General features: G+C 35.9%; 11 protein-coding genes. 4 read left to right on the plus strand and 7 right to left on the minus strand.

Annotated features, from left to right (window positions below):
* Positions 1-31: 31 nt before the first annotated feature.
* Complete coding sequence (locus MHH42_RS26965; RefSeq protein WP_098821059.1) at positions 32-2,710, plus strand: DUF4084 domain-containing protein; 2,679 nt, start codon at positions 32-34, stop codon at positions 2,708-2,710.
* A 16-nt stretch (positions 2,711-2,726) separates the two neighbouring features.
* On the opposite strand, the gene papR is transcribed toward MHH42_RS26965, so the two are convergent.
* Both papR and MHH42_RS26975 read right to left on the minus strand, forming a co-directional pair.
* On the minus strand, positions 2,727-2,873 hold the full coding sequence (papR, locus tag MHH42_RS26970; RefSeq protein WP_000734723.1) for a quorum-sensing peptide PapR: 147 nt from the start codon (positions 2,871-2,873) through the stop codon (positions 2,727-2,729).
* A gap of 89 nt (positions 2,874-2,962) precedes the next feature.
* The gene (locus MHH42_RS26975) at positions 2,963-3,820 is read right to left on the minus strand and encodes a helix-turn-helix domain-containing protein (RefSeq protein ID WP_000542898.1); all 858 of its coding nucleotides are present in this window, start codon (positions 3,818-3,820) and stop codon (positions 2,963-2,965) included.
* Positions 3,821-3,985: 165 nt separating this feature from the next.
* Between MHH42_RS26975 and MHH42_RS26980 the strand changes: the two genes are divergently transcribed.
* Entirely contained in the window at positions 3,986-5,734 is a 1,749-nt protein-coding gene (locus MHH42_RS26980) for a M4 family metallopeptidase (protein WP_098717386.1), read from the plus strand.
* Between the two features lie 40 nt (positions 5,735-5,774).
* Here MHH42_RS26980 and MHH42_RS26985 read toward each other — a convergent pair whose 3' ends face one another.
* The 4 genes from MHH42_RS26985 to MHH42_RS27000 are packed head-to-tail and all read right to left on the minus strand — an operon-like array spanning position 5,775 to position 9,138.
* Positions 5,775-6,377 (minus strand): response regulator transcription factor, encoded by a 603-nt coding sequence (locus MHH42_RS26985; protein ID WP_000619274.1) that lies wholly within the window; start codon positions 6,375-6,377, stop codon positions 5,775-5,777.
* Positions 6,374-7,504: a sensor histidine kinase gene (locus MHH42_RS26990; RefSeq protein WP_000570636.1), complete on the minus strand. Its 1,131-nt coding sequence runs from the start codon at positions 7,502-7,504 to the stop codon at positions 6,374-6,376. Before MHH42_RS26990 ends, MHH42_RS26985 begins: the two co-directional genes overlap by 4 nt.
* Positions 7,505-8,239 (minus strand): ABC transporter permease, encoded by a 735-nt coding sequence (locus MHH42_RS26995; RefSeq protein WP_000646292.1) that lies wholly within the window; start codon positions 8,237-8,239, stop codon positions 7,505-7,507.
* Positions 8,236-9,138 carry an ABC transporter ATP-binding protein gene (locus tag MHH42_RS27000; RefSeq protein ID WP_070173993.1) on the minus strand — a complete coding sequence of 301 codons (903 nt, stop codon included), beginning with the start codon at positions 9,136-9,138 and terminating at the stop codon, positions 8,236-8,238. Before MHH42_RS27000 ends, MHH42_RS26995 begins: the two co-directional genes overlap by 4 nt.
* Before the next feature lie 157 nt (positions 9,139-9,295).
* Between MHH42_RS27000 and map the strand changes: the two genes are divergently transcribed.
* Together map and MHH42_RS27010 are read left to right on the plus strand one after the other, a co-directional pair.
* On the plus strand, positions 9,296-10,090 hold the full coding sequence (map, locus tag MHH42_RS27005) for a type I methionyl aminopeptidase (RefSeq protein WP_139138356.1): 795 nt from the start codon (positions 9,296-9,298) through the stop codon (positions 10,088-10,090).
* 515 nt (positions 10,091-10,605) lie between these two features.
* Complete coding sequence (locus tag MHH42_RS27010) at positions 10,606-12,003, plus strand: M28 family metallopeptidase (protein WP_070173995.1); 1,398 nt, start codon at positions 10,606-10,608, stop codon at positions 12,001-12,003.
* Between the two features lie 427 nt (positions 12,004-12,430).
* Here the strand turns inward: MHH42_RS27010 and MHH42_RS27015 are convergent, their stop codons facing one another.
* A complete protein-coding gene (locus MHH42_RS27015) occupies positions 12,431-19,747 on the minus strand; it encodes a Cna B-type domain-containing protein (protein ID WP_340894647.1) in 7,317 nt (2,438 codons plus the stop codon).
* Positions 19,748-20,737 lie beyond the last annotated feature (990 nt).

Consider the following 20,737-nt stretch of genomic DNA (forward strand, 5'->3'; position numbering starts at 1 on the left):
CGATTCAACTTTATTGAAACGGAGTCATCATATGATTAATCAAAAAAAATATGTACAATTTGTCATGATGTATATAATTGTATTTTCTCTTTGGATATTCCTTATTCCAAATGAGTGGAACATAAAAGAAATTGGAATCCTTTTCTTATTTTGTTTTGCCGCAATCTTTTCTTGTTATTGTTCCTATAAAGCAATTAAAAAAATGAAGCGTGGTGATAAATTATTTTGGGTGTTATTATTATGTACTTGCCTATGTGGATTGGCTATGGAGATAACTTTATTCCTTCATTCACTTTCTATATGCGATCAAGTCCTATTCTCTTATGAGGCACTACCTTTTTTCATCATACAATATATTTTACTCTTTTCTGGATTTGCTATAAAGTTCATAAAACATTACTCTATTAGAGGCCTTGCTCAATTTTCATTCGATAGTATCTTTATCGTTATTATGAATATTTATTTTACCTTAACCTTTATTTTAGATCTTTCAAGCTTTCATACGTTAACAAAGGATACGTGGGTTTTAATTGGATATTTTATTGCACAATCATTAGTCATTTACGCCGTTATTAGCCTATATAGAAGAGAACAATATTCTTCTAGTAGAATTTCATTAATTATTGGCTTTACTATCATTCTTGTATACGGATATATACAGCTATTCCAGTTAAACACAGGAATAAAAACTTCTGCTGAATTCTCTTATTTAATACATACTGCTTCGATTTTATTAATTGGTTTATCGTCCATACTATACATTTTAGATAAGCCAATGCAACATGAAACAAAAACGAAATATTATCGATTTGATTATGTACGCTTTATATTGCCTTATTTTAGTATAATCATGACTTTTTCCTTTATTATCATTCAGCCTTGGGATGATAAATTCATGTTAATTGGTCTTGTATTATCACTTATTTTATTATTCTTGCGACAACTTTACATGTGGAAAGATAATAAAGTCTTAATTGATACATATGAACAGCTGACTACACAACTAGAAGATGAAGTTGAAGAAGGTGCTTCTGCGTTATCAAAAAGTGAACAACGTTATAAATCTTTATTTGAAGATCATCCTGATGCCGTTTTCTCTTTAAATATGCATGGTATTTTTCAGCAATCTAACACAGCTTGTGAAAGCTTATTTACAGCTTACTATTGTGAAGTAGCAAGCCATTCCCTTCTGCACTTTATTGATCCAAAAGATCATGACTTACTAAAAAGAGCATTACAAATAACAAAAGAAGGTAGACCACAAACTTTAGAGGTTCGTACGAAAGAACAAGAAGGCTATTACTATTACCTTCACATTACACTCATACCTACTTTTATAAATAAAGAAGTTGTTGGGATGTTTGGGATAGCGCGTGATATTACAACTTTATATGAAAAACAAAAACAAGTAGAACATTTGGCATTTCATGATGCACTTACTGGATTACCAAATCGTCGCAAATTCGAAAAAGATTTAAAGACTATTTTAAATACAGCTCAAACTAGCGCAAATGATGTTGCCGTCATGTTTCTTGATTTAGATCGATTTAAAAAAATTAACGATCGACTCGGTCATGATGTCGGAGACTTATTACTAATTGAAGTAGCAAAAAGGTTACGCGGATGTTTGCGTTCAAAAGATATCGTTGCCCGCCAAGGCGGAGATGAGTTTACAATTCTATTACCAGATATGTACTCAGAAAAAAGTGCGGCTTTTATAGCTGAACAGATTTTAACTATTTTAAACAAACCATTCTTCATTAAAGATGAAGAACTATCTGTTACACCGAGCATCGGCATCGCAATGTATCCTGATTATGGAAATGATGTAACCGAATTAATGAAAAATGCTGATATGGCTATGTATCGCGCGAAAGCAAATGGGAAAAATCGATTTGTTTTCTTCTCAAAAGAAATAAGTATTGCGCAAAATGAGATTCAATTCTTAGAAGGCGAACTTTCAAAAGCATTACAACAAAATGAATTTTTCCTTGAATACCAACCACAAGTAAGCACAAAAACAAAACAAATTATCGGTTTTGAAGCGTTAATTCGTTGGAAACATCCAAAACTCGGTATCGTATCTCCTGCCCAATTTATTCCTCTAGCAGAGGAAACAGGATTTATTATTGAACTTGGAAATTGGATTTTACGTACCGCCTGCTCAGAAGCAAAAAGATGGCATAATCAAGGTTTTTCTCACTTAAAAGTTGGTGTGAATTTATCTGTTGTTCAATTTAACCATACAGATTTAATCCCAACTATTTCAAAGGTGTTGAAAGAAACAGAACTAAAACCGGAAGCACTAGATATTGAAATTACAGAAAGTATCGCTATTAACCAAAATCAATCTGTAGTTGCAAAGCTAGAGCAGCTTCAAAATCTCGGTATTCAAATTTCAATAGATGACTTTGGAACTGGTTATAGTTCTTTAGCTTATTTAACAAAATACCCAATCAACACATTAAAAATTGCTCGAGAATTTATTTGTGGAATTACAACAAGTCCTTTAGAGGAAGCAATTATCTCTTCCATTATTACACTATCAAAAGAATTAAATTTAGAAGTTATTGCAGAAGGTGTAGAAACAGAAGAACAATGGAAATTTCTTTATGAACAAAACTGTGACCACATTCAAGGATTCTTTATTAGCAAACCTGTTTCTAGTAAAGACGTTTGGATGTTACTCCATAAAAAAACAACCGCCTAAGTAAGACGGTTGTTTTTTAGTACTCATAAGGTACCTCTTGAGCTAATTGTACCTCTTGATCATTATGAGAAATTATTTGGCTTTTCTCTAATGCTATATCTCCTAATGAAATACCCCATGCCATCGCTAACGTTAATAGACTACCAATAAGCAGTTTCTTCATATTCCATCACCTGCATTTTTTCTTTAAATATACCATGAAAATTTATCCACATTTTATGCAATTATGCATATTTGTTTTTTAGGTCTTTTTTATTTTTTCATTTTTTTCATAAGTGATTCTTTTAATGCGTGGTTTCCTAACATATCAAAAAAGAAGCATGCTTTTTCGTAAGCATCTTCAATTTCTGCTCTATCAGACCCTAGCTTTGCTAAGCATTCACCTTTTCGAAAGTATAGCTGTCCAATCAATGTCATACTATTAATTTGACACGATAGTTCAATAGCTTTATTTGCGTGGCAAAGCGCTTCTTCGTATTGATTATCTGAGTATAATGCTTTTGCATGATTATGTCTCACCTTTACATCAAATTCTTTATTATCATGCAATGTCTCTAACTGTTTTAATATATTTTCAAATAACTCAATAGCCTTCTTCAAATAGCCATTTTCAGCATAAATGTTTGCAATTGCGTTTTCAATATAAAGATTCTGATATACATCTATTCCTGCCAATTGTTGATTGAGCAATTTCTTTAATTCTAAAATACAATATTCGTAATCAATTTTTTTCAATACGTAAGCTGCTACATGATATTGCCATTGAAGAAATTGCTGAAGCTCGGGATGATATTCTTCCTTTTTCAGTTCATTCCATACCCTATTATAAATTTCTTTATATTTTTTTTGCTTACAAAGCATAATAATTCGATCTTTTAACTGCTTATTCCTCTCAATATCAGAATAAATGAGTACCTCATAAAAATGAATAATGGGAACTTGTAATTTTGCTGCTATACCTTGCAATATATCCATACTTGGGTATACCGCACCCGATTCAATTCTACTCACTTCTGATTGATGACATATGTTCTCGGATAACTGTTTTTGTGTTAATCCTCTCATCACCCTAATTTTCTTAATTTCAATTCCTAATTTTTCTGCGTGCATACTTACTCACCATCCCATTATAACAATCTAATTTTTTGAGTTGTCATACCACTACAATAATGTGAATTCGACAATTTTTGATATGAAATAATGCATAATATATATAAAATCTGGCAAATGTTTCATACAATTCATCTCACATACAATAGATTAGGAGTGTTATAGATGAATTATAGAAAACTTGCTAGTGCATTCGTTACATTCGGTCTCCTTTGTCCTTTATCCACAGAAGCTATTCATGCCCAAGAATTAAACAAAAATGAAGTGAAAGTTGAAATTGCTCAGCCTGGTTTAACAATCGGAAAATTAACAGAACCTCAAAATGATACGAAAGAGAATATTGCTAAAAAATATTTAAAAGGTGAGGTAAACGGGGCTAAAGCTCAACAAGAGCAAGTTACAACTGAAAAAAATGTTGATTTTCAACCTACAAATAAAGAAACAAAAGAAAATCAAACCCAAGTTCGCCTTGCACAAACTTACAAAAACTATAAAGTATATGGTCAAGATCTTATTGTAAACGTAGATAAAAATGGAGTAATTACAACTGTTAGTGGTAAAGTTGTCCAAAATTTAGACCAACAACCTAATCTTACTATAACAAATTTTTTGTCGAAAAATGAAGTAAAATCTAAATTACGCGATATACTTCAAATTCCAAGCGATGCGACTGAGACAGAATTCACCAACGAAACCGTTGTTTATAAGAAAAAAGATGGATATTACACATTTGCAACTGTTATTACCTTTACTTACGAAAACAATGAACAAATTATAAACGGTAATGCAATCCTTGATTTAAAAACTGGCGAGGTACTTTTCCAAGAAAAATTCATTAAAAATAAAGAGAATAAAACTATAAATCAAGTAACATCACCTAGACTATCCCTCGCAAGTGAGCAAGGAACCGGGAAAAACGCACTTCAAGAAAACATCTCTTTCAATATCGCGAAAGGGACTGACGGAAAATTTTATTTAGCTGATCTATCACGCGGAACTGGCATATATATTTATAATGCAAACTACGCGGACTCTCTCGGCGGATATAGTCAAGCTGGTTATCCAGGGACACTAGTTTCAAGTAGCACTCCTAACTTTGCAGATAAAGAAGCAGCGGGTGCTATGAAGAATATGAGCGATATTTATGACTACTTCAAAAAAGAACATAATCTAAAAAGTTACGATAATAAAGATTCAAAAGTTGTTGCTAGTGTACACGGTTTTGATTCTACTGAAGTTAGTGATGGTGTAAAAGAAGATTATGTAAATGCATTTTGGCACCCTGCTTGGAATCAAATGGTATTTGGTGATGGTTTAAACGGAAAGCTCACTTCAGCCCTTGATGTAACAGCCCATGAATTTGGACATGCTGTATTCAGCGGTACGACAAAGAATAAAATTGTGAGATATCCAAGCGCTGAAACATCTGCGTTAAACGAGGGATTAGCAGATTTTTGGGGCACGCAAATCGAATATTATGTAAAGAAAGATAAGGGAAACTGGATTATGGGCGATACACTAGGTGGCCTAACAATCCGTGACATCCCGGGAGAAATTGGTGACGGTGGTCATAAATTATATACAAACTTACAAGATTTTTATAACGATGGAAATAATCAAGAGTCTCACGTAAATTCTGGTATCATCAGCCACGTATTATATCAATTAGCTGAAGGTAAAACATATAACAATGTTGCTGTTCAAAAACAAGGCAACGAAAAAGTAAGTAAAGTTGTTATGCGCACATTGCAAAATTACGCAACTTCAGCTGAAGATTTTGAATCACTCCAATCCCACATCGTACAAGCTGCAAAAGATTTATACGGAAATGCCGTATCAAATGAATTTGCAAAAGCATTTGAAGCACATGGTTATAAACCATTACAAAAAATAAATAGAGTAATAGAAGTATAATAATAAAAAAGAAGTTTACCGTTCGTAGGTAAACTTCTTTTTATATCCATCCCTTTTCTTCCGCAATTGTAATTGCCTCAATTCTATTTTTTGCGTCAAGCTTCGTTAACACTTCAGAAATATAATTACGTACTGTGCCCGGTGAAAGATAAAGTGTTTTCGCAATTTCATTTGCAGTCTTTCCTTCTTTAGCAAGTAACAATACTTCTTTTTCACGATCTGACAACGGATTTTGCTCCTGCCATAAACCAAACATTAAATCTTGAGAAACCTCTCGTTTTCCCTTCATTACATTACGAATCGCTGCGGCTAAATCTTCACTTGGGCTATCTTTTAACAAATATCCGTGCACACCAGCTTTCATTGCTCGTTCAAAATAACCAGGTCTTGCAAATGTTGTTAAAATCATTACTTTGCATGATGATTTTTCTTTCTTTAAAGTCTCAGCGACATCCAATCCACTTTGAATCGGCATTTCAATATCCATAATACTTACATCTGGCTTTAACGATTCAATTAATTTTAACGCCTCTTCCCCGTTCGCAGCTTGCCCAATCACTTCCATATCATCTTCTAAATCAAGTAGGGCTCCTAATGCACCACGAAGCATCCGTTGATCTTCCGCAATAATAATTCGAATCATACCCTCACCTCATCTTTTCCTGTTCTAATGACAACTGGTACTTTTACTGTTAATAGCGTCCCTGGATGTATCGTATTTAGTTCAACAAATCCATCAATAAGAGCAATTCGTTCTTTCATACCGCGAATACCATTTCCATCATTGTTTTTATCCTCTAAACCAATTCCGTTATCTTCTACTTTCAAAATCAGTTCACCTTGTGATTCTAATACAGAAACTGTACACTGCGTCGCCTTACTATGTTTTACAACATTCGTCACAGCCTCACGTAAACACATTCCTAAAATATTTTGTTCAATCGGTGATAACGAACTTGCACTCGCTTCTTGTTCTATTTCTAATTCAATATTAGCAGCTTGTAAGATCGCTTTTATTTGCTCAAGCTCTTCTTCTACTGTAATCATGCGCATATCAGAAATTAATTCCCTCAGCTGTTTTAAAGCGGTACGAGATGTTTGTGTAATTTCCTTTGCTTCCACACTTGCACGCTCTGGATTTTTTACGATTAACTTCTCAACAAGCTGGCTTTTTAACGTAATAAGAGATAACGTATGACCTAACGTGTCATGAAGATCCCGTGCAATTCGCTGCCGTTCTTCACGTTTTACTAAATCTTTAATTTGCTCATTCGCTTCGTTTAATTGGTTCTTTAACATCTTTTTCTGATTAAAATTACGCATACCAAATGGCGTAAGAAGCATTAAAATAAACATCGGAACGATATTTACTAAATTTGCCGGTGTTAGTTGATTCATATTTACAAATACAAATGCTCCGAGCATTACAACTAACAGACATAGTAGCACTCGAAATACTTTCTTACTTGGTGCAAATCCCATCGCACTTGCCGTGAAAAAGCCAAAGAATATCATGAAAGGATTATAAAATATGGCAAATAAAAAGGTTAATATCATTTGAATAAACGCCCACAAAACGAACGTCTTCTGAACAAAATAAAGTTGACGGTATGTGATAATGAAGACTATCAACATACCGATCCCCATTACAAGCTTCCATCCTGATACTTGTGTTAAATTATAAATTGGAAATAACAAATATACGAGCCACATATACGGAAAAAAACCCATATGTTTCGGAAAAATCTCCATCCTCTTCTTCTCTATCATTTATACCGCTTCCTGTCTTTTTCTTATATATATTGATACTACAACAAACATAAGGAAATAACCTCCTAATACCGCGATATTTTCCCATCCAATTGATTTTCCAGCTACAATATCCCACGCACCACTTCCGAAATGGTATGTCGGTGTCCATTCACCAATCGTTCTTAATATTTTCGGGAATACTTCAATCGGCATCCATAACCCGCCAATTACAGCTAAACTCATATTTAAAATATTTGCTAGGCCAGCAGCTGCATCTGCCTTCTTAATGGAACCTATTACTGTTCCGAGTGCTAAAAATGGTGTCACACCTAACAATAACCATAATCCAGCACCAATCCATTGTCCTACCGTTAACTCAACATGATTAATTAATATCCCTGCCATAAAAATAACTAAGATTGAAAAAGCATTTACTACTGTTTGAGCGATAATTTTTGCTGTTAAATACGCCCCTTCAGGAAGCGGTGTAATTTTTAGAAGATGTGTCCAACCTTGCCCTCTTTCCTGAGAAAGTCTCACACCAAAACTAAAAAGTGCAGTCCCTACAATACTAAAAGTCGCCATAGAAATTAAATAATGTGCTTTCCACGCATCTCCGTTTTGTGGCACTTGCACAACATTTGTGAAAATGTAGTAAAACATAACTGGCATTAATAATGAGAAAAAGATAAATAATTTATTACGGAACGTACGTAAAATTTCTATTTTGCATTGCATCCATAAAGCTTTCATGCAATTTCCCCCTTTTGATTTGCGACAAACTGTTCAAATGCCTCATCGAGACTTCCACGTTCAACTGAAACATTTGTTACAGGTAGATTCTTCTGATAAATTGCTTGTAGAGTGGCATCTGTATCTTCCGTCGTTAAAGTGAAGCGCCCTTCATTTGACTGTACTTCTGTTACATACGGTAATTCCTTTAGTAAACTCTTAGGGATTTTTTCTTTAGAATAAAACGAGATCGTTTTTCGAGAAATCGTCGCTTTCATCTCATCCGGTGTGCCATCTGCGATAATCTTTCCGTTCGCAAACAATAAAATACGATTCGCCAACGCATCTGCTTCCTCTAAATAATGTGTTGTTAAAATAATCGTTTTCCCTTCACTTGCTAACTTTTTAATCGTTTCCCAAAACGTTCTTCGAGACGTAATATCCATTCCAACTGTCGGCTCATCTAAAAATAACAAATCTGGATTTCCCGCAAGTGCGAGTGCAAAATTTAATCTTCTTTTTTGCCCACCTGATAACTTTTCACATCTTTGCTTTCGCTCTGATTCCAAATTTGATAACTGTAGTAATGTTTCTTTCGCTACCGGGTTTGTATAATAACTGCGGAATAGCTCAATTGCCTCTTCCACTGTAATGCTATCAATCACACTTACTTCTTGTAACATTGCCCCAAGGCTATTACGAACGCCTCTATGCTTTGGACTCTTTCCAAATATAGAAACTGTCCCTTCTGTAGGATCTTTTAATCCAAGCATCATCGAAATCATCGTCGTCTTCCCCGCACCATTTGGTCCAAGTAATGCTACTATTTCCCCTTTATCCACGTGAAATGAAACGTTACTTACTGCGTTTTTATGTTTAAATGTTTTAGAAACACCATTTATCTCAATAACCTTTTCCATCTCTCCACCCCCGCTGTTTCTTATATTTACATTGTATTCCTTGGAAAAGTTAGGAAACAGTATGATGCGTCATGACATCGATATGACAATTGTCATGTATTCTTTGTGTGAGGAATCAACCCGCATACCGCAAGCGAGTAGCAGGACGAAAATAAACATGATACAATCGGGTAAGATATATATTCGAGGAAGGACAGTGGTTTTCATGATTATTCGTAATGAACAGGATTTAGAAAGCTTACGAAAAATCGGCCGCATCGTTGCGCTTGCACGTGAAGAAATGAAAAAAGAAGCGAAGCCAGGTATGACAACGAGAGAGCTTGATTTGATCGGTAAAAAAGTATTAGATGAGCATGGTGCTATTTCTGCACCTGAAAAAGAATATGATTTCCCTGGTGTAACTTGCATTAGTGTAAATGAAGAAGTTGCTCACGGCATTCCAGGAGATCGTGTATTAAAAGAAGGCGACTTAGTAAACGTCGACGTATCTGCCGCACTTGATGGTTATTATGCAGATACGGGTATCTCATTTGTACTTGGGAAAGACGAAGAAAAAGAAAAACTTTGCCAAGCAGCTGTTGACGCATTTTGGGCAGCAATGAAAAAAGTTAAAGCTGGTTCAAAACAAAATCAAATTGGTCGTGCGGTTTCAAACTTCGCACATAAAAGTGGATACAATGTTATTCAAAACTTAACTGGTCATGGTATCGGTCTTAGTTTACATGAAGCACCAAACCACATTTTAAGCTATTATGATCCAATGGATAGTGCGCTTCTAAAAGACGGTCTTGTTATCGCTGTAGAGCCATTTATCTCTATGAAAGCTGATCATATTATCGAACGCGGTGATGACGGTTGGACATTCGTTACTCCTGACAAAAGCCTTGTTGCACAATGTGAACATACAGTTGTCGTAACACGTGGTGAGCCGATAATTTTAACAGAAATATAAAAAATAGCCGTTTGGTAGCAGAAACCTACCAAACGGCTATTTTTTATTACTTTTAGGTATGCAAAAATTTATATAAATAAAAGGTGATGCATCAAAGCATCACCTTTTTAACGGGGTGAGGCTGCCCAAAAGTACGGAAAACCTTTGAACAGCCTCGTATTTTCATATGGATGCCTTACATATATCACTGATGATAATTATGAAATGCGGAAACATATTTATCATCACATGATTCAAACATGAGAAAAGAAACCCTACAGTGGATTCTTTTCTCTACATAATCTAAAGTTTGGGTACACTAGATTCATGCAATGTAGGAGCTTTCCAAGCAGAAAGCGAACCTTCATTTAAAATGATAGCATACATATCTCCATCAAAAATATGCAAATATGCATATAGTATTTTTTATTTATCAATGTCAGAATATTGAAAAATAAAAAATATAAAGGTAAAATAAAGTCGTTATCCGTCTTCTTTTGTCAGTCAGAGAGAATAGAAGAATAGGAGAGGAAAAAATGAAAAAATCTTTAAAACAAAAAATAGTAAGCTCTTTGCTTGCTGTATCACTCGCTGTTAGCTTGGCTCCAATTGGACAAGTCAAAGCTGATTCCACGTCAGAAATCACACAGACTTCACCTATCACAAAACAAGTTGATGCAAGTCGCGCCATCGAACACATCCGTTTCTTATCCGAAACAATTGGTCCTCGCCCTGGTGGAACAAAATCAGAAGAATGGGGTTCTCGCTACGTTGGTATGCAACTTAAATCAATGGGTTATGAAGTAGAATATCAGCCATTTCAAGTGCCGGATCAATACGTTGGCTTTATTGAATCCCCATTATCCACAAAGCGTAATTGGCAAGCTGGCGCTGCTCCTAACGCACTAATTTCTACAGAAACTGTTACAGCTCCTCTTATCTTTGTTCAAGGTGGGACAAAATTAGAGGATATTCCAAATGAAGTAAATGGAAAGATTGTTCTATTTGAAAGAGGAACAACAGTTGCAGACTACAATAAACAAGTTGAAAACGCTGTTAGTAAAGGAGCAAAAGGTGTTCTTTTATACAGTTTAATTGGCGGTCGTGGAAACTACGGACAAACTTTCAATCCTCGCCTAACGAAAAAGCTGTCTGTCCCTGTCTTCGGTCTTGCTTATGCGCAAGGAAATGCATTTAAAGAAGAAATCGCTAAAAAAGGGTCAACAATTCTTTCCCTAAAAGCGAGACATGAATCTAATTTAAAATCTTTAAACGTCATCGCTAAAAAGAAACCAAAAAACAGTACAGGTAATGAAAAAGCTGTCGTTGTAAGTTCGCACTATGATAGTGTCATTGGAGCACCTGGAGCAAACGATAATGCTTCTGGTACAGGATTAGTATTAGAGTTAGCTCGTGCTTTTCAAAATGTAGAAACTGATAAAGAAATTCGTTTTATTGCTTTTGGTTCTGAAGAGACTGGCTTACTCGGCTCCGATTATTACGTTAATAGTCTATCCCAAAAAGAACGTGATCGAATTTTAGGTGTCTTTAACGCAGACATGGTTGCAACAAATTACGATAAGGCAAAAAATTTATATGCTATGACGCCTAACGGTTCTCCAAACCTTGTAACAGACGCAGCCTTGCAAGCAGGTAAACAGTTAAATAATGATCTCGTACAACAAGGGAAATTTGGCTCTAGTGATCATGTACCGTTTGCTGAAGTCGGTATTCCTTCTGCACTATTTATTTGGATGGGCGTCGATAGTTGGAATCCATTAATCTATCATATTGAAAAGGTATATCACACACCCCAAGATAACGTATTAGAAAATATTTCGCTAGAACGTATGAAAATGGCATTAGAGGTCATTGGTACAGGCGTCTATAATAGCCTTCAATCTACCCTGAAAACAGAACAAAAAGCCGCTTAATACTATTTCAAGCCACCGATTAATCGGTGGCTATTTATTGAAAAAGAAAAAAAAAACAAATATGCATAAAAGCATATTTATTACATGGTATTATCGTGTATAATTAAAATCGTAATATATAAATAAAAACACATTTATTGTATAGCATTGACCTTACATTACATGCGATACCACGCTCTAAGCTTATGGCCCAGTGGATAATAGGCTTTTTAAAGACGGTTTTGTTATTACTTTAGGGCCGCTGATTGAGTCCACCTTGAAATTGCTCTCTTTTTTCTATAAAAAAAACCCTTCAGGCTGCATTCTTCCCTTCACTTTATCGTGAAGTGTTTTTGAATACTTACCCAAAGGGAGCAATATCAATAGTAATTTTTTAATTTGTCAGCTACTCAGATTACAGTGTAATCAATAATCTAAAGCTTTTTTATTATTTTATTCGCTGACGAGCGAGTAGGATTCCACCTAAAAGGAACAATACCATACCTCCAAGAATTGAACTCATTTCTGCTGATGTTCCTCCTGTGTTGGGAAGTAATGTTGGCTTATCATTTTCTGTAGTAGGTGGAACTTTTGAATCGCTATTTTCGTCTGCATTTGTGTTTGGATCTTTCGGATCTGTGCTTGGATCTTTTGGATTTGCGCTTGGATCTTTTGGATCTACATTTGGTTCTTCCTTGATTTTTGTATTTGTGATGTCATAACCATGTACGTCAGATTGGTATCCGGCTACTGGTTGTTCTTTCACTTCATACTTGTACGCTACTCCATTTGCATCGTATGCTGCTAAATCTTTGAATTCGTATTTCCAGCCTGTTGCTTTGCTTACTTCTTGCGTGGCAATCACTGTACCATTTTGTAGAAGGTCTACTTTAATCATTTCCGGACGATCTTTCGCGTTATCGTCTTTCCATGTTTTCGTTCCTTCTACTTTTGTTTCACCTACTTTTGTATTTGTGATGTCATAACCATGTACGTCAGATTGGTATCCGGCTACTGGTTGTTCTTTCACTTCATACTTGTACGCTACTCCATTTGCATCGTATGCTGCTAAATCTTTGAATTCGTATTTCCAGCCTGTTGCTTCGCTTACTTCTTGCGTGGCAATCACTGTACCATTTTGTAGAAGGTCTACTTTAATCATTTTCGGACGATCTTTCGCGTTATCGTCTTTCCATGTTTTCGTTCCTTCTACTTTTGTTTCACCTACTTTTGTATTTGTGATGTCATAACCATGTACGTCAGATTGGTATCCGGCTACTGGTTGTTCTTTCACTTCATACTTATACGCTACTCCATTTGCATCGTATGCTGCTAAATCTTTGAATTCGTATTTCCAGCCTGTTGCTTTGCTTACTTCTTGCGTGGCAATCACTGTACCATTTTGTAGAAGGTCTACTTTAATCATTTCCGGACGATCTTTCGCGTTATCGTCTTTCCATGTTTTCGTTCCTTCTACTTTTGTTTCACCTACTTTTGTATTTGTGATGTCATAACCATGTACGTCAGATTGGTATCCGGCTACTGGTTGTTCTTTCACTTCATACTTGTACGCTACTCCATTTGCATCGTATGCTGCTAAATCTTTGAATTCGTATTTCCAGCCTGTTGCTTCGCTTACTTCTTGCGTGGCAATCACTGTACCATTTTGTAGAAGGTCTACTTTAATCATTTTCGGACGATCTTTCGCGTTATCGTCTTTCCATGTTTTCGTTCCTTCTACTTTTGTTTCACCTACTTTTGTATTTGTGATGTCATAACCATGTACGTCAGATTGGTATCCGGCTACTGGTTGTTCTTTCACTTCATACTTATACGCTACTCCATTTGCATCGTATGCTTGCAGTTTTTCAAACGTGTACTTCCAATTTGTTGCCGCTGTTACTTCCTTTGTATCTACTACTTTACCGTTTTGTAAAAGATCTACTTTGATCATTTCCGGACGATCTTTCGCGTTATCGTCTTTCCATGTTTTCGTTCCTTCTACTTTTGTTTCGCCTGCTTTTGTATTCGTGATGTCATAACCATTGACTTTGGATTCGTATCCATCTACCGGTTGTTCTTTCACTTCATACTTATACGCTACTCCATTTGCATCGTATGCTTGCAGTTTTTCAAACGTGTACTTCCAATTTGTTGCCGCTGTTACTTCCTTTGTATCTACTACTTTACCGTTTTGTAAAAGATCTACTTTGATCATTTCCGGACGATCTTTCGCGTTATCGTCTTTCCATGTTTTCGTTCCTTCTACTTTTGTTTCGCCTACTTTTGTATTCGTGATGTCATAACCATTTACTTTGGATTCGTATCCATCTACCGGTTGTTCCTTCACTTCATACTTGTACGCTACTCCGTTTGCATCGTATGCTTGCAGTTTTTCAAACGTGTACTTCCAATTTGTTGCCGCTGTTACTTCCTTTGTATCTACTACTTTACCGTTTTGTAAAAGATCCACCTTGATCATTTCCGGACGATCTTTCGCGTTATCGTCTTTCCATGTTTTCGTTCCTTCTACTTTTGTTTCGCCTACTTTTGTATTTGTGATATCAGTACCATTTACTTTGGATTCATATCCGGCTACTGCTTGTTCTTTCACTTCATACTTGTACGCTACTCCGTTTGCATCGTATGCTTGCAGTTTTTCAAACGTGTACTTCCAATTTGTTGCCGCTGTTACTTCTTTTGTATCTACTACTTTACCGTTTTGTAAAAGATCTACTTTGATCATTTCCGGACGATCTTTCGCGTTATCGTCTTTCCATGTTTTCGTTCCTTCTACTTTTGTTTCGCCTACTTTTGTATTCGTGATGTCATAACCATTGACTTTGGATTCGTATCCATCTACCGGTTGTTCCTTCACTTCATACTTGTACGCTACTCCATTTTCATCATATGCTGCTAAATCTTTGAATTCGTATTTCCAGCCTGTTGCTTCGCTTACTTCTTGCGTGGCAATCACTGTACCATTTTGTAGAAGGTCTACTTTAATCATTTTCGGACGATCTTTCGCATTATCGTCTTTCCATGTTTTCGTTCCTTCTACTTTTGTTTCACCTACTTTTGTATTTGTAATGTCATAACCATGTACGTCAGATTGGTATCCGGCTACTGGTTGTTCCTTCACTTCATACTTGTATGCTAATCCGTTTGCATCGTATGCTTGGAGTTTTTCAAACGTGTACTTCCAATTTGTTGCCGCTGTTACTTCTTTTGTATCTACTACTTTACCGTTTTGTAGTAAGTCTACTTTAATCGAGCTTGGACGATCTGTTGCGTTGTTATCGTTCCACGTCTTTGTTCCTTCTACTTTCGTTTCGCCCACTTTTGTATTCGTGATGTCATAACCGTGTACGTCAGATTGATATCCCACTACTGGCTGTTCCTTCACTTCATACTTGTACGCTACTCCATTTGCGTCATATGCTTCTACATCTGCAAATGCATATTTCCAGTTTGTTGCCGCTGTTACTTCTTTTGTATCTACTACTTTACCGTTTTGTAGTAAGTCTACTTTGATTGTGCTTGGACGATCTGTTGCGTTGTTATCGTTCCATGTTTTTGTTCCTTCTACTGTCAATTTCGCTACTTTTGTATTTGTGATGTCAGTACCACTTACTTGGGATTCATATCCGGCTACTGGCTGTTCTTTCACTTCATACTTGTACGCTACTCCGTTTGCATCGTAAGCCTGTAGTTTTTCAAACGTGTACTTCCAATTTGTTGCCGCTGTTACTTCTTTTGTATCTACTACTTTACCGTTTTGTAGTAAGTCTACTTTAATCGAGCTTGGACGATCTGTTGCGTTGTTATCGTTCCACGTCTTTGTTCCTTCTACTTTCGTTTCGCCCACTTTTGTATTCGTGATGTCATAACCGTGTACGTCAGATTGATATCCCACTACTGGCTGTTCCTTCACTTCATACTTGTACGCTACTCCATTTGCGTCATATGCTTCTACATCTGCAAATGCATATTTCCAGTTTGTTGCCGCTGTTACTTCTTTTGTATCTACTACTTTACCGTTTTGTAGTAAGTCTACTTTGATTGTGCTTGGACGATCTGTTGCGTTGTTATCGTTCCATGTTTTTGTTCCTTCTACTGTCAATTTCGCTACTTTTGTATTTGTGATGTCAGTACCACTTACTTGGGATTCATATCCGGCTACTGGCTGTTCTTTCACTTCATACTTGTACGCTACTCCGTTTGCATCGTAAGCCTGTAGTTTTTCAAACGTGTACTTCCAATTTGTTGCCGCTGTTACTTCCTTTGTATCTACTACTTTACCGTTTTGTAAAAGATCCACCTTGATCATTTCCGGACGATCTTTCGCGTTATCGTCTTTCCATGTTTTCGTTCCTTCTACTTTTGTTTTGCCTACTTTTGTATTTGTGATATCAGTACCATTTACTTTGGATTCATATCCGGCTACTGCTTGTTCTTTCACTTCATACTTGTACGCTACTCCATTTGCATCGTATGCTGCTAAATCTTTGAATTCGTATTTCCAGCCTGTTGCTTTGCTTACTTCTTGCGTCGCAATCACTGTACCATTTTGTAAAAGGTCTACTTTGATCATTTCCGGACGATCTTTCGCGTTATCGTCTTTCCATGTTTTCGTTCCTTCTACTTTTGTTTTGCCTACTTTTGTATTTGTGATATCAGTACCATTTACTTTGGATTCATATCCGGCTACTGCTTGTTCTTTCACTCCATACTTGTACGCTACTCCATTTTCATCATACGCTACTAAATCTTTGAATTCATATTTCCAATCTGTTACTTTGCTTACTTCTTGCGTCGCAATCACTGTACCATTTTGTAAGAGGTCTACTTGAATCATTTCTGGACGATCTGTTGCGTTATCGTCGTTCCATGTCTTCGTTCCTTCTACTTTTGTTTGACCTACTTTTGTATTTGTGATATCAGTACCACTTACTTTGGATTCATATCCTGGTACTGGCTGTTCTTTCACTGTATACTCGTAAGCCTTTCCTTCCGCATCATATGCTTCTAGATCTGAGAATATATATTTCCAACCCAATACTGCTAGTACGTCGTGTGTTTGAATCACATTCCCGTTTTGTAGTAAGTCTACTTTGATCATTGTCGGACGGTCTGTTGCATTTCCGTCGTTCCATGTCTTCGTTCCTTCTACTTTTGTTTTGCCTACTTTTGTATTTGTGATATCAGTACCACTTACTTTGGATTCATATCCTGGTACTGCTTGTTCTTTCACTTCATACTTGTACGCTGCTCCGTTTGCATCGTATGCCTGAAGTTTTTCAAATGTGTACTTCCATTCTGTTGCCGCTGTTACTTCTTTCGTATCTACTACTTTACCGTTTTGTAAAAGATCTACTTTGATCATTTCCGGACGATCTTTCGCATTATCGTCTTTCCATGTTTTCGTTCCTTCTATTTTTGTTTCGCCTACTTTTGTATTTGTGATGTCATAACCTTTTAATTCAGACTTGTATCCGGCTACCTGCTGTTCTTTCACTTCATACTTGTACGCTACTCCGTTTGCATCGTATGCTTGCAGTTTTTCAAACGTATACTTCCAGTTTGTTGCCGCTGTTACTTCTTTTGTATCTACTACTTTACCGTTTTGTAAAAGATCTACTTTGATCATTTCCGGACGATCTTTCGCGTTATCGTCTTTCCATGTTTTCGTTCCTTCTATTTTTGTTTCGCCTACTTTTGTATTTATGATGTCATAACCGTGTACGTCAGATTGGTATCCGGCTACTGGCTGTTCTTTCACTTCATACTTGTATGCTTTTCCATTTGCATCGAACGCTACTAAATCTTTAAATTCATACTTCCAACCTGTTTCTTTGCTTACTTCTTGTGTCTCAATCACTGTATCATTTTGTAGTAAGTCTACTTTGATGGCTTTATGCTCTTCCTCTGTGCCACCTTTCCACGTCTTCATTCCTGCAACTGATGTCTTGCCTACTTTTGTATTCGTGATGTCATAACCATTGACTTTGGATTCGTATCCGGCTACTGCTTGTTCTTTCACTTCATACTTATATGCTTTTCCGTCTGCATCGTTTATCGCCAAATCTTTAAATTCATATTTCCAGCCTGTTGCTTCGCTTACTTCTTGCGTCGCAATCACTGTACCGCTTTGTAGTAAGTCTACTTTAATCATCGTTGGACGACCTTCCGCATTTCCGTCCTTCCATGTTTTCGTTCCTTCTACTTTGGTTTTTTGTACCACTTTTGTATTTGTAATATCATAACCGTTTACTTCTGTTGTGTATCCATCTATCGGTTGTTCTTTTACTTCATACTTGTACGCTACTCCATTTGCATCATACGTTGCTAGGTTGTCAAATTTGTATTTCCAACCATCTGCCGCTGTTACTTCTTTCGTGTTTACTACTTCCTCATTTTGTAGTAATTCTACTTTGATTGAACTTGGACGATCTTTCTCGTTATCGCCTTTCCACGTCTTCGTCCCTGCAATAGATGTAGTTTTCACCTTATTCGGAATTGGCAACTTAACTCCATTTACAGCATCTGATTTAACTTCAAAAATTACTTTTGCTTGAGGATCGAAATCAACATAGTCTGGAGCTGAAACTTCTTTCACATAATATTTACCTGGTTGTAAATTAGGGATTTCAATTATCCCTTTTTCATCTGTTTTATATACATCTCCAACTTGTTCATCAGACTCTTTATACAACTTAAACGAAACATTTGGGATTACTTTTTCTTCATCCCCTTCAATATGCTTCACAATTTTTAGTGTTCCTTTTGGAGTCACATTACCTTCAGCACCACCGCCAGCTATCATATTTTCGACTGGATGAGTACCCGATTCGGTAACTGGTTCCTTGTTTAGAACTTGGTAATCAATCGTATAATCATTCTTAAAAAACTCTTGCTTCTTCCCAGCTTCCGTTATAGTAGATGTATAACCAATCGAAAAGGAGGCAAGACGCGCTTTACCCTTATTAAGCACAACTTTAAATGATTTGTCTCCAGTAAAGGTAATCGTTCCGTAACCTTGCTTTTCAAGCTCTTGTAGCGTTAAAGATCGACGACCTATATAATCATCTACAATTATATAGAAACTATCCTTATTAAGTGTTTGACCTTCCTGTAAATTATCAGTCACAACAATATCACGACTTAACTCTTCTTTAGCCAAGTTTATATTCAAGAACCAACGTACTTCATCGCTCTTACCTGAGTTCATATCACCAGTTTTATAAAAAAATGGTGGCTTTCCAGGATCTGTACCCCCACCACTGCTTGGGCCGGTAATTGTTACAGATTGCTTATCTACATTTGTACCGAAATTGGTTTCAATCTCTTTCTTTTCATCCGTTCCTACATTAGCAGCTTCCACAAAAAAGTTTAAATACCCTTTAATATTTTGATGTGTACTCACTTTATCATTAAATGTACATACCACAGTACCTGCAGTGACTTTACAAGTACCATAATCATCTAATAGAAACTCTGTATTTAATCCTTTTAATTCTGGAGGCAGTGTTAATGTTAGTGTGTCTCCAGGCTTCATCTTAAGACTATCTTTTTCACTGAAGTTTATAGTTACTTTAGTCCGTTGTCCGATAGAAAGATCTGTTTTATCAATTTTAAAACTATCCACAAGTCCTAATGTATTTAATTCTTGTGCGTTTGCTACTATAGGTAAAAGACTCTGACCTATAGTAAACATGAAAATCATTATAATCGAAAAAATTGAAGTTATCCTTTTTAAATACATGCTTTCTGTTATCCTCCCTATAAAATGTTTCTAGATTCTAGAACAAATATACTATGACAAAGATTCCACTATATCAATGTCATTAAGCCACTCTACTAAAATATGTTTGATAGCTATTATCATCACCAACGCAAACGCTTGCTCTATAAATACAAAAATTCATTGCCGACAAGTATGGAAGAGCTATTTCACAGTAAATATGCATTTGGACAACTTCCTTACTTATCCTCCTAAAGAATACCAAGAAGTACAATCTATAATCGAATTTAGCATATCCGCCGAAGAAGGTTACGACTGTGAAACATGCTAGGATACTCGTATTCTAAAAGATGTCATTGAAGGTGCGTTTTCTGTCATTATGAGTTGAGGTGAAATTGGGCATATGTTAAAACGTTTTGTGTTTAGTTACACAACCAACCTACACACCGAAACAAATAGAACAAGAAGCATTATATAATTAAAAACGTTCTGGATGAAGTATTGGTTGCCTATGCAAGATGAAAGTCATATTCTCCAAATTTGAATACAGTGGAACGAATTTGGGGGTAACTAAAAAAGGGTATGATTGTCAACTGATTTCATATAAATCGTATAGAAATACGAAATTCAGCCTTTTCATTTTTGGAGTATATAAATGAGTGTCGAGAAAAAACACTTTGCCTAATGGGTTCCATGGCTATGTCGAAGAATTAAAATGAGCTTATATGTGATGATACTATCAAAACCGAGAGATTTATATCCTTTCATTATTTTTTATCAAATCATGAAAACTTTAATTGTACTATATGTACTATTTTAAACATACCACCCCTAGTTTCTTGACTAAGTTGGAAGTTTTCAAGATTGATTACTAATTGTTTAGATACTTGGTTAGATGCATTGTTATTTTAGTATTTGGCATAGCTGTAACAATATCTTTCAAAACAATCACACCATTTCCTAGTAACATTCCAACAACTAATAATACATATATGGATTTTGATAATCTTA

Origin of the sequence: Bacillus sp. FSL L8-0099, from assembly GCF_038006385.1 — a bacterium.
Classification (GTDB): domain Bacteria; phylum Bacillota; class Bacilli; order Bacillales; family Bacillaceae_G; genus Bacillus_A; species Bacillus_A toyonensis.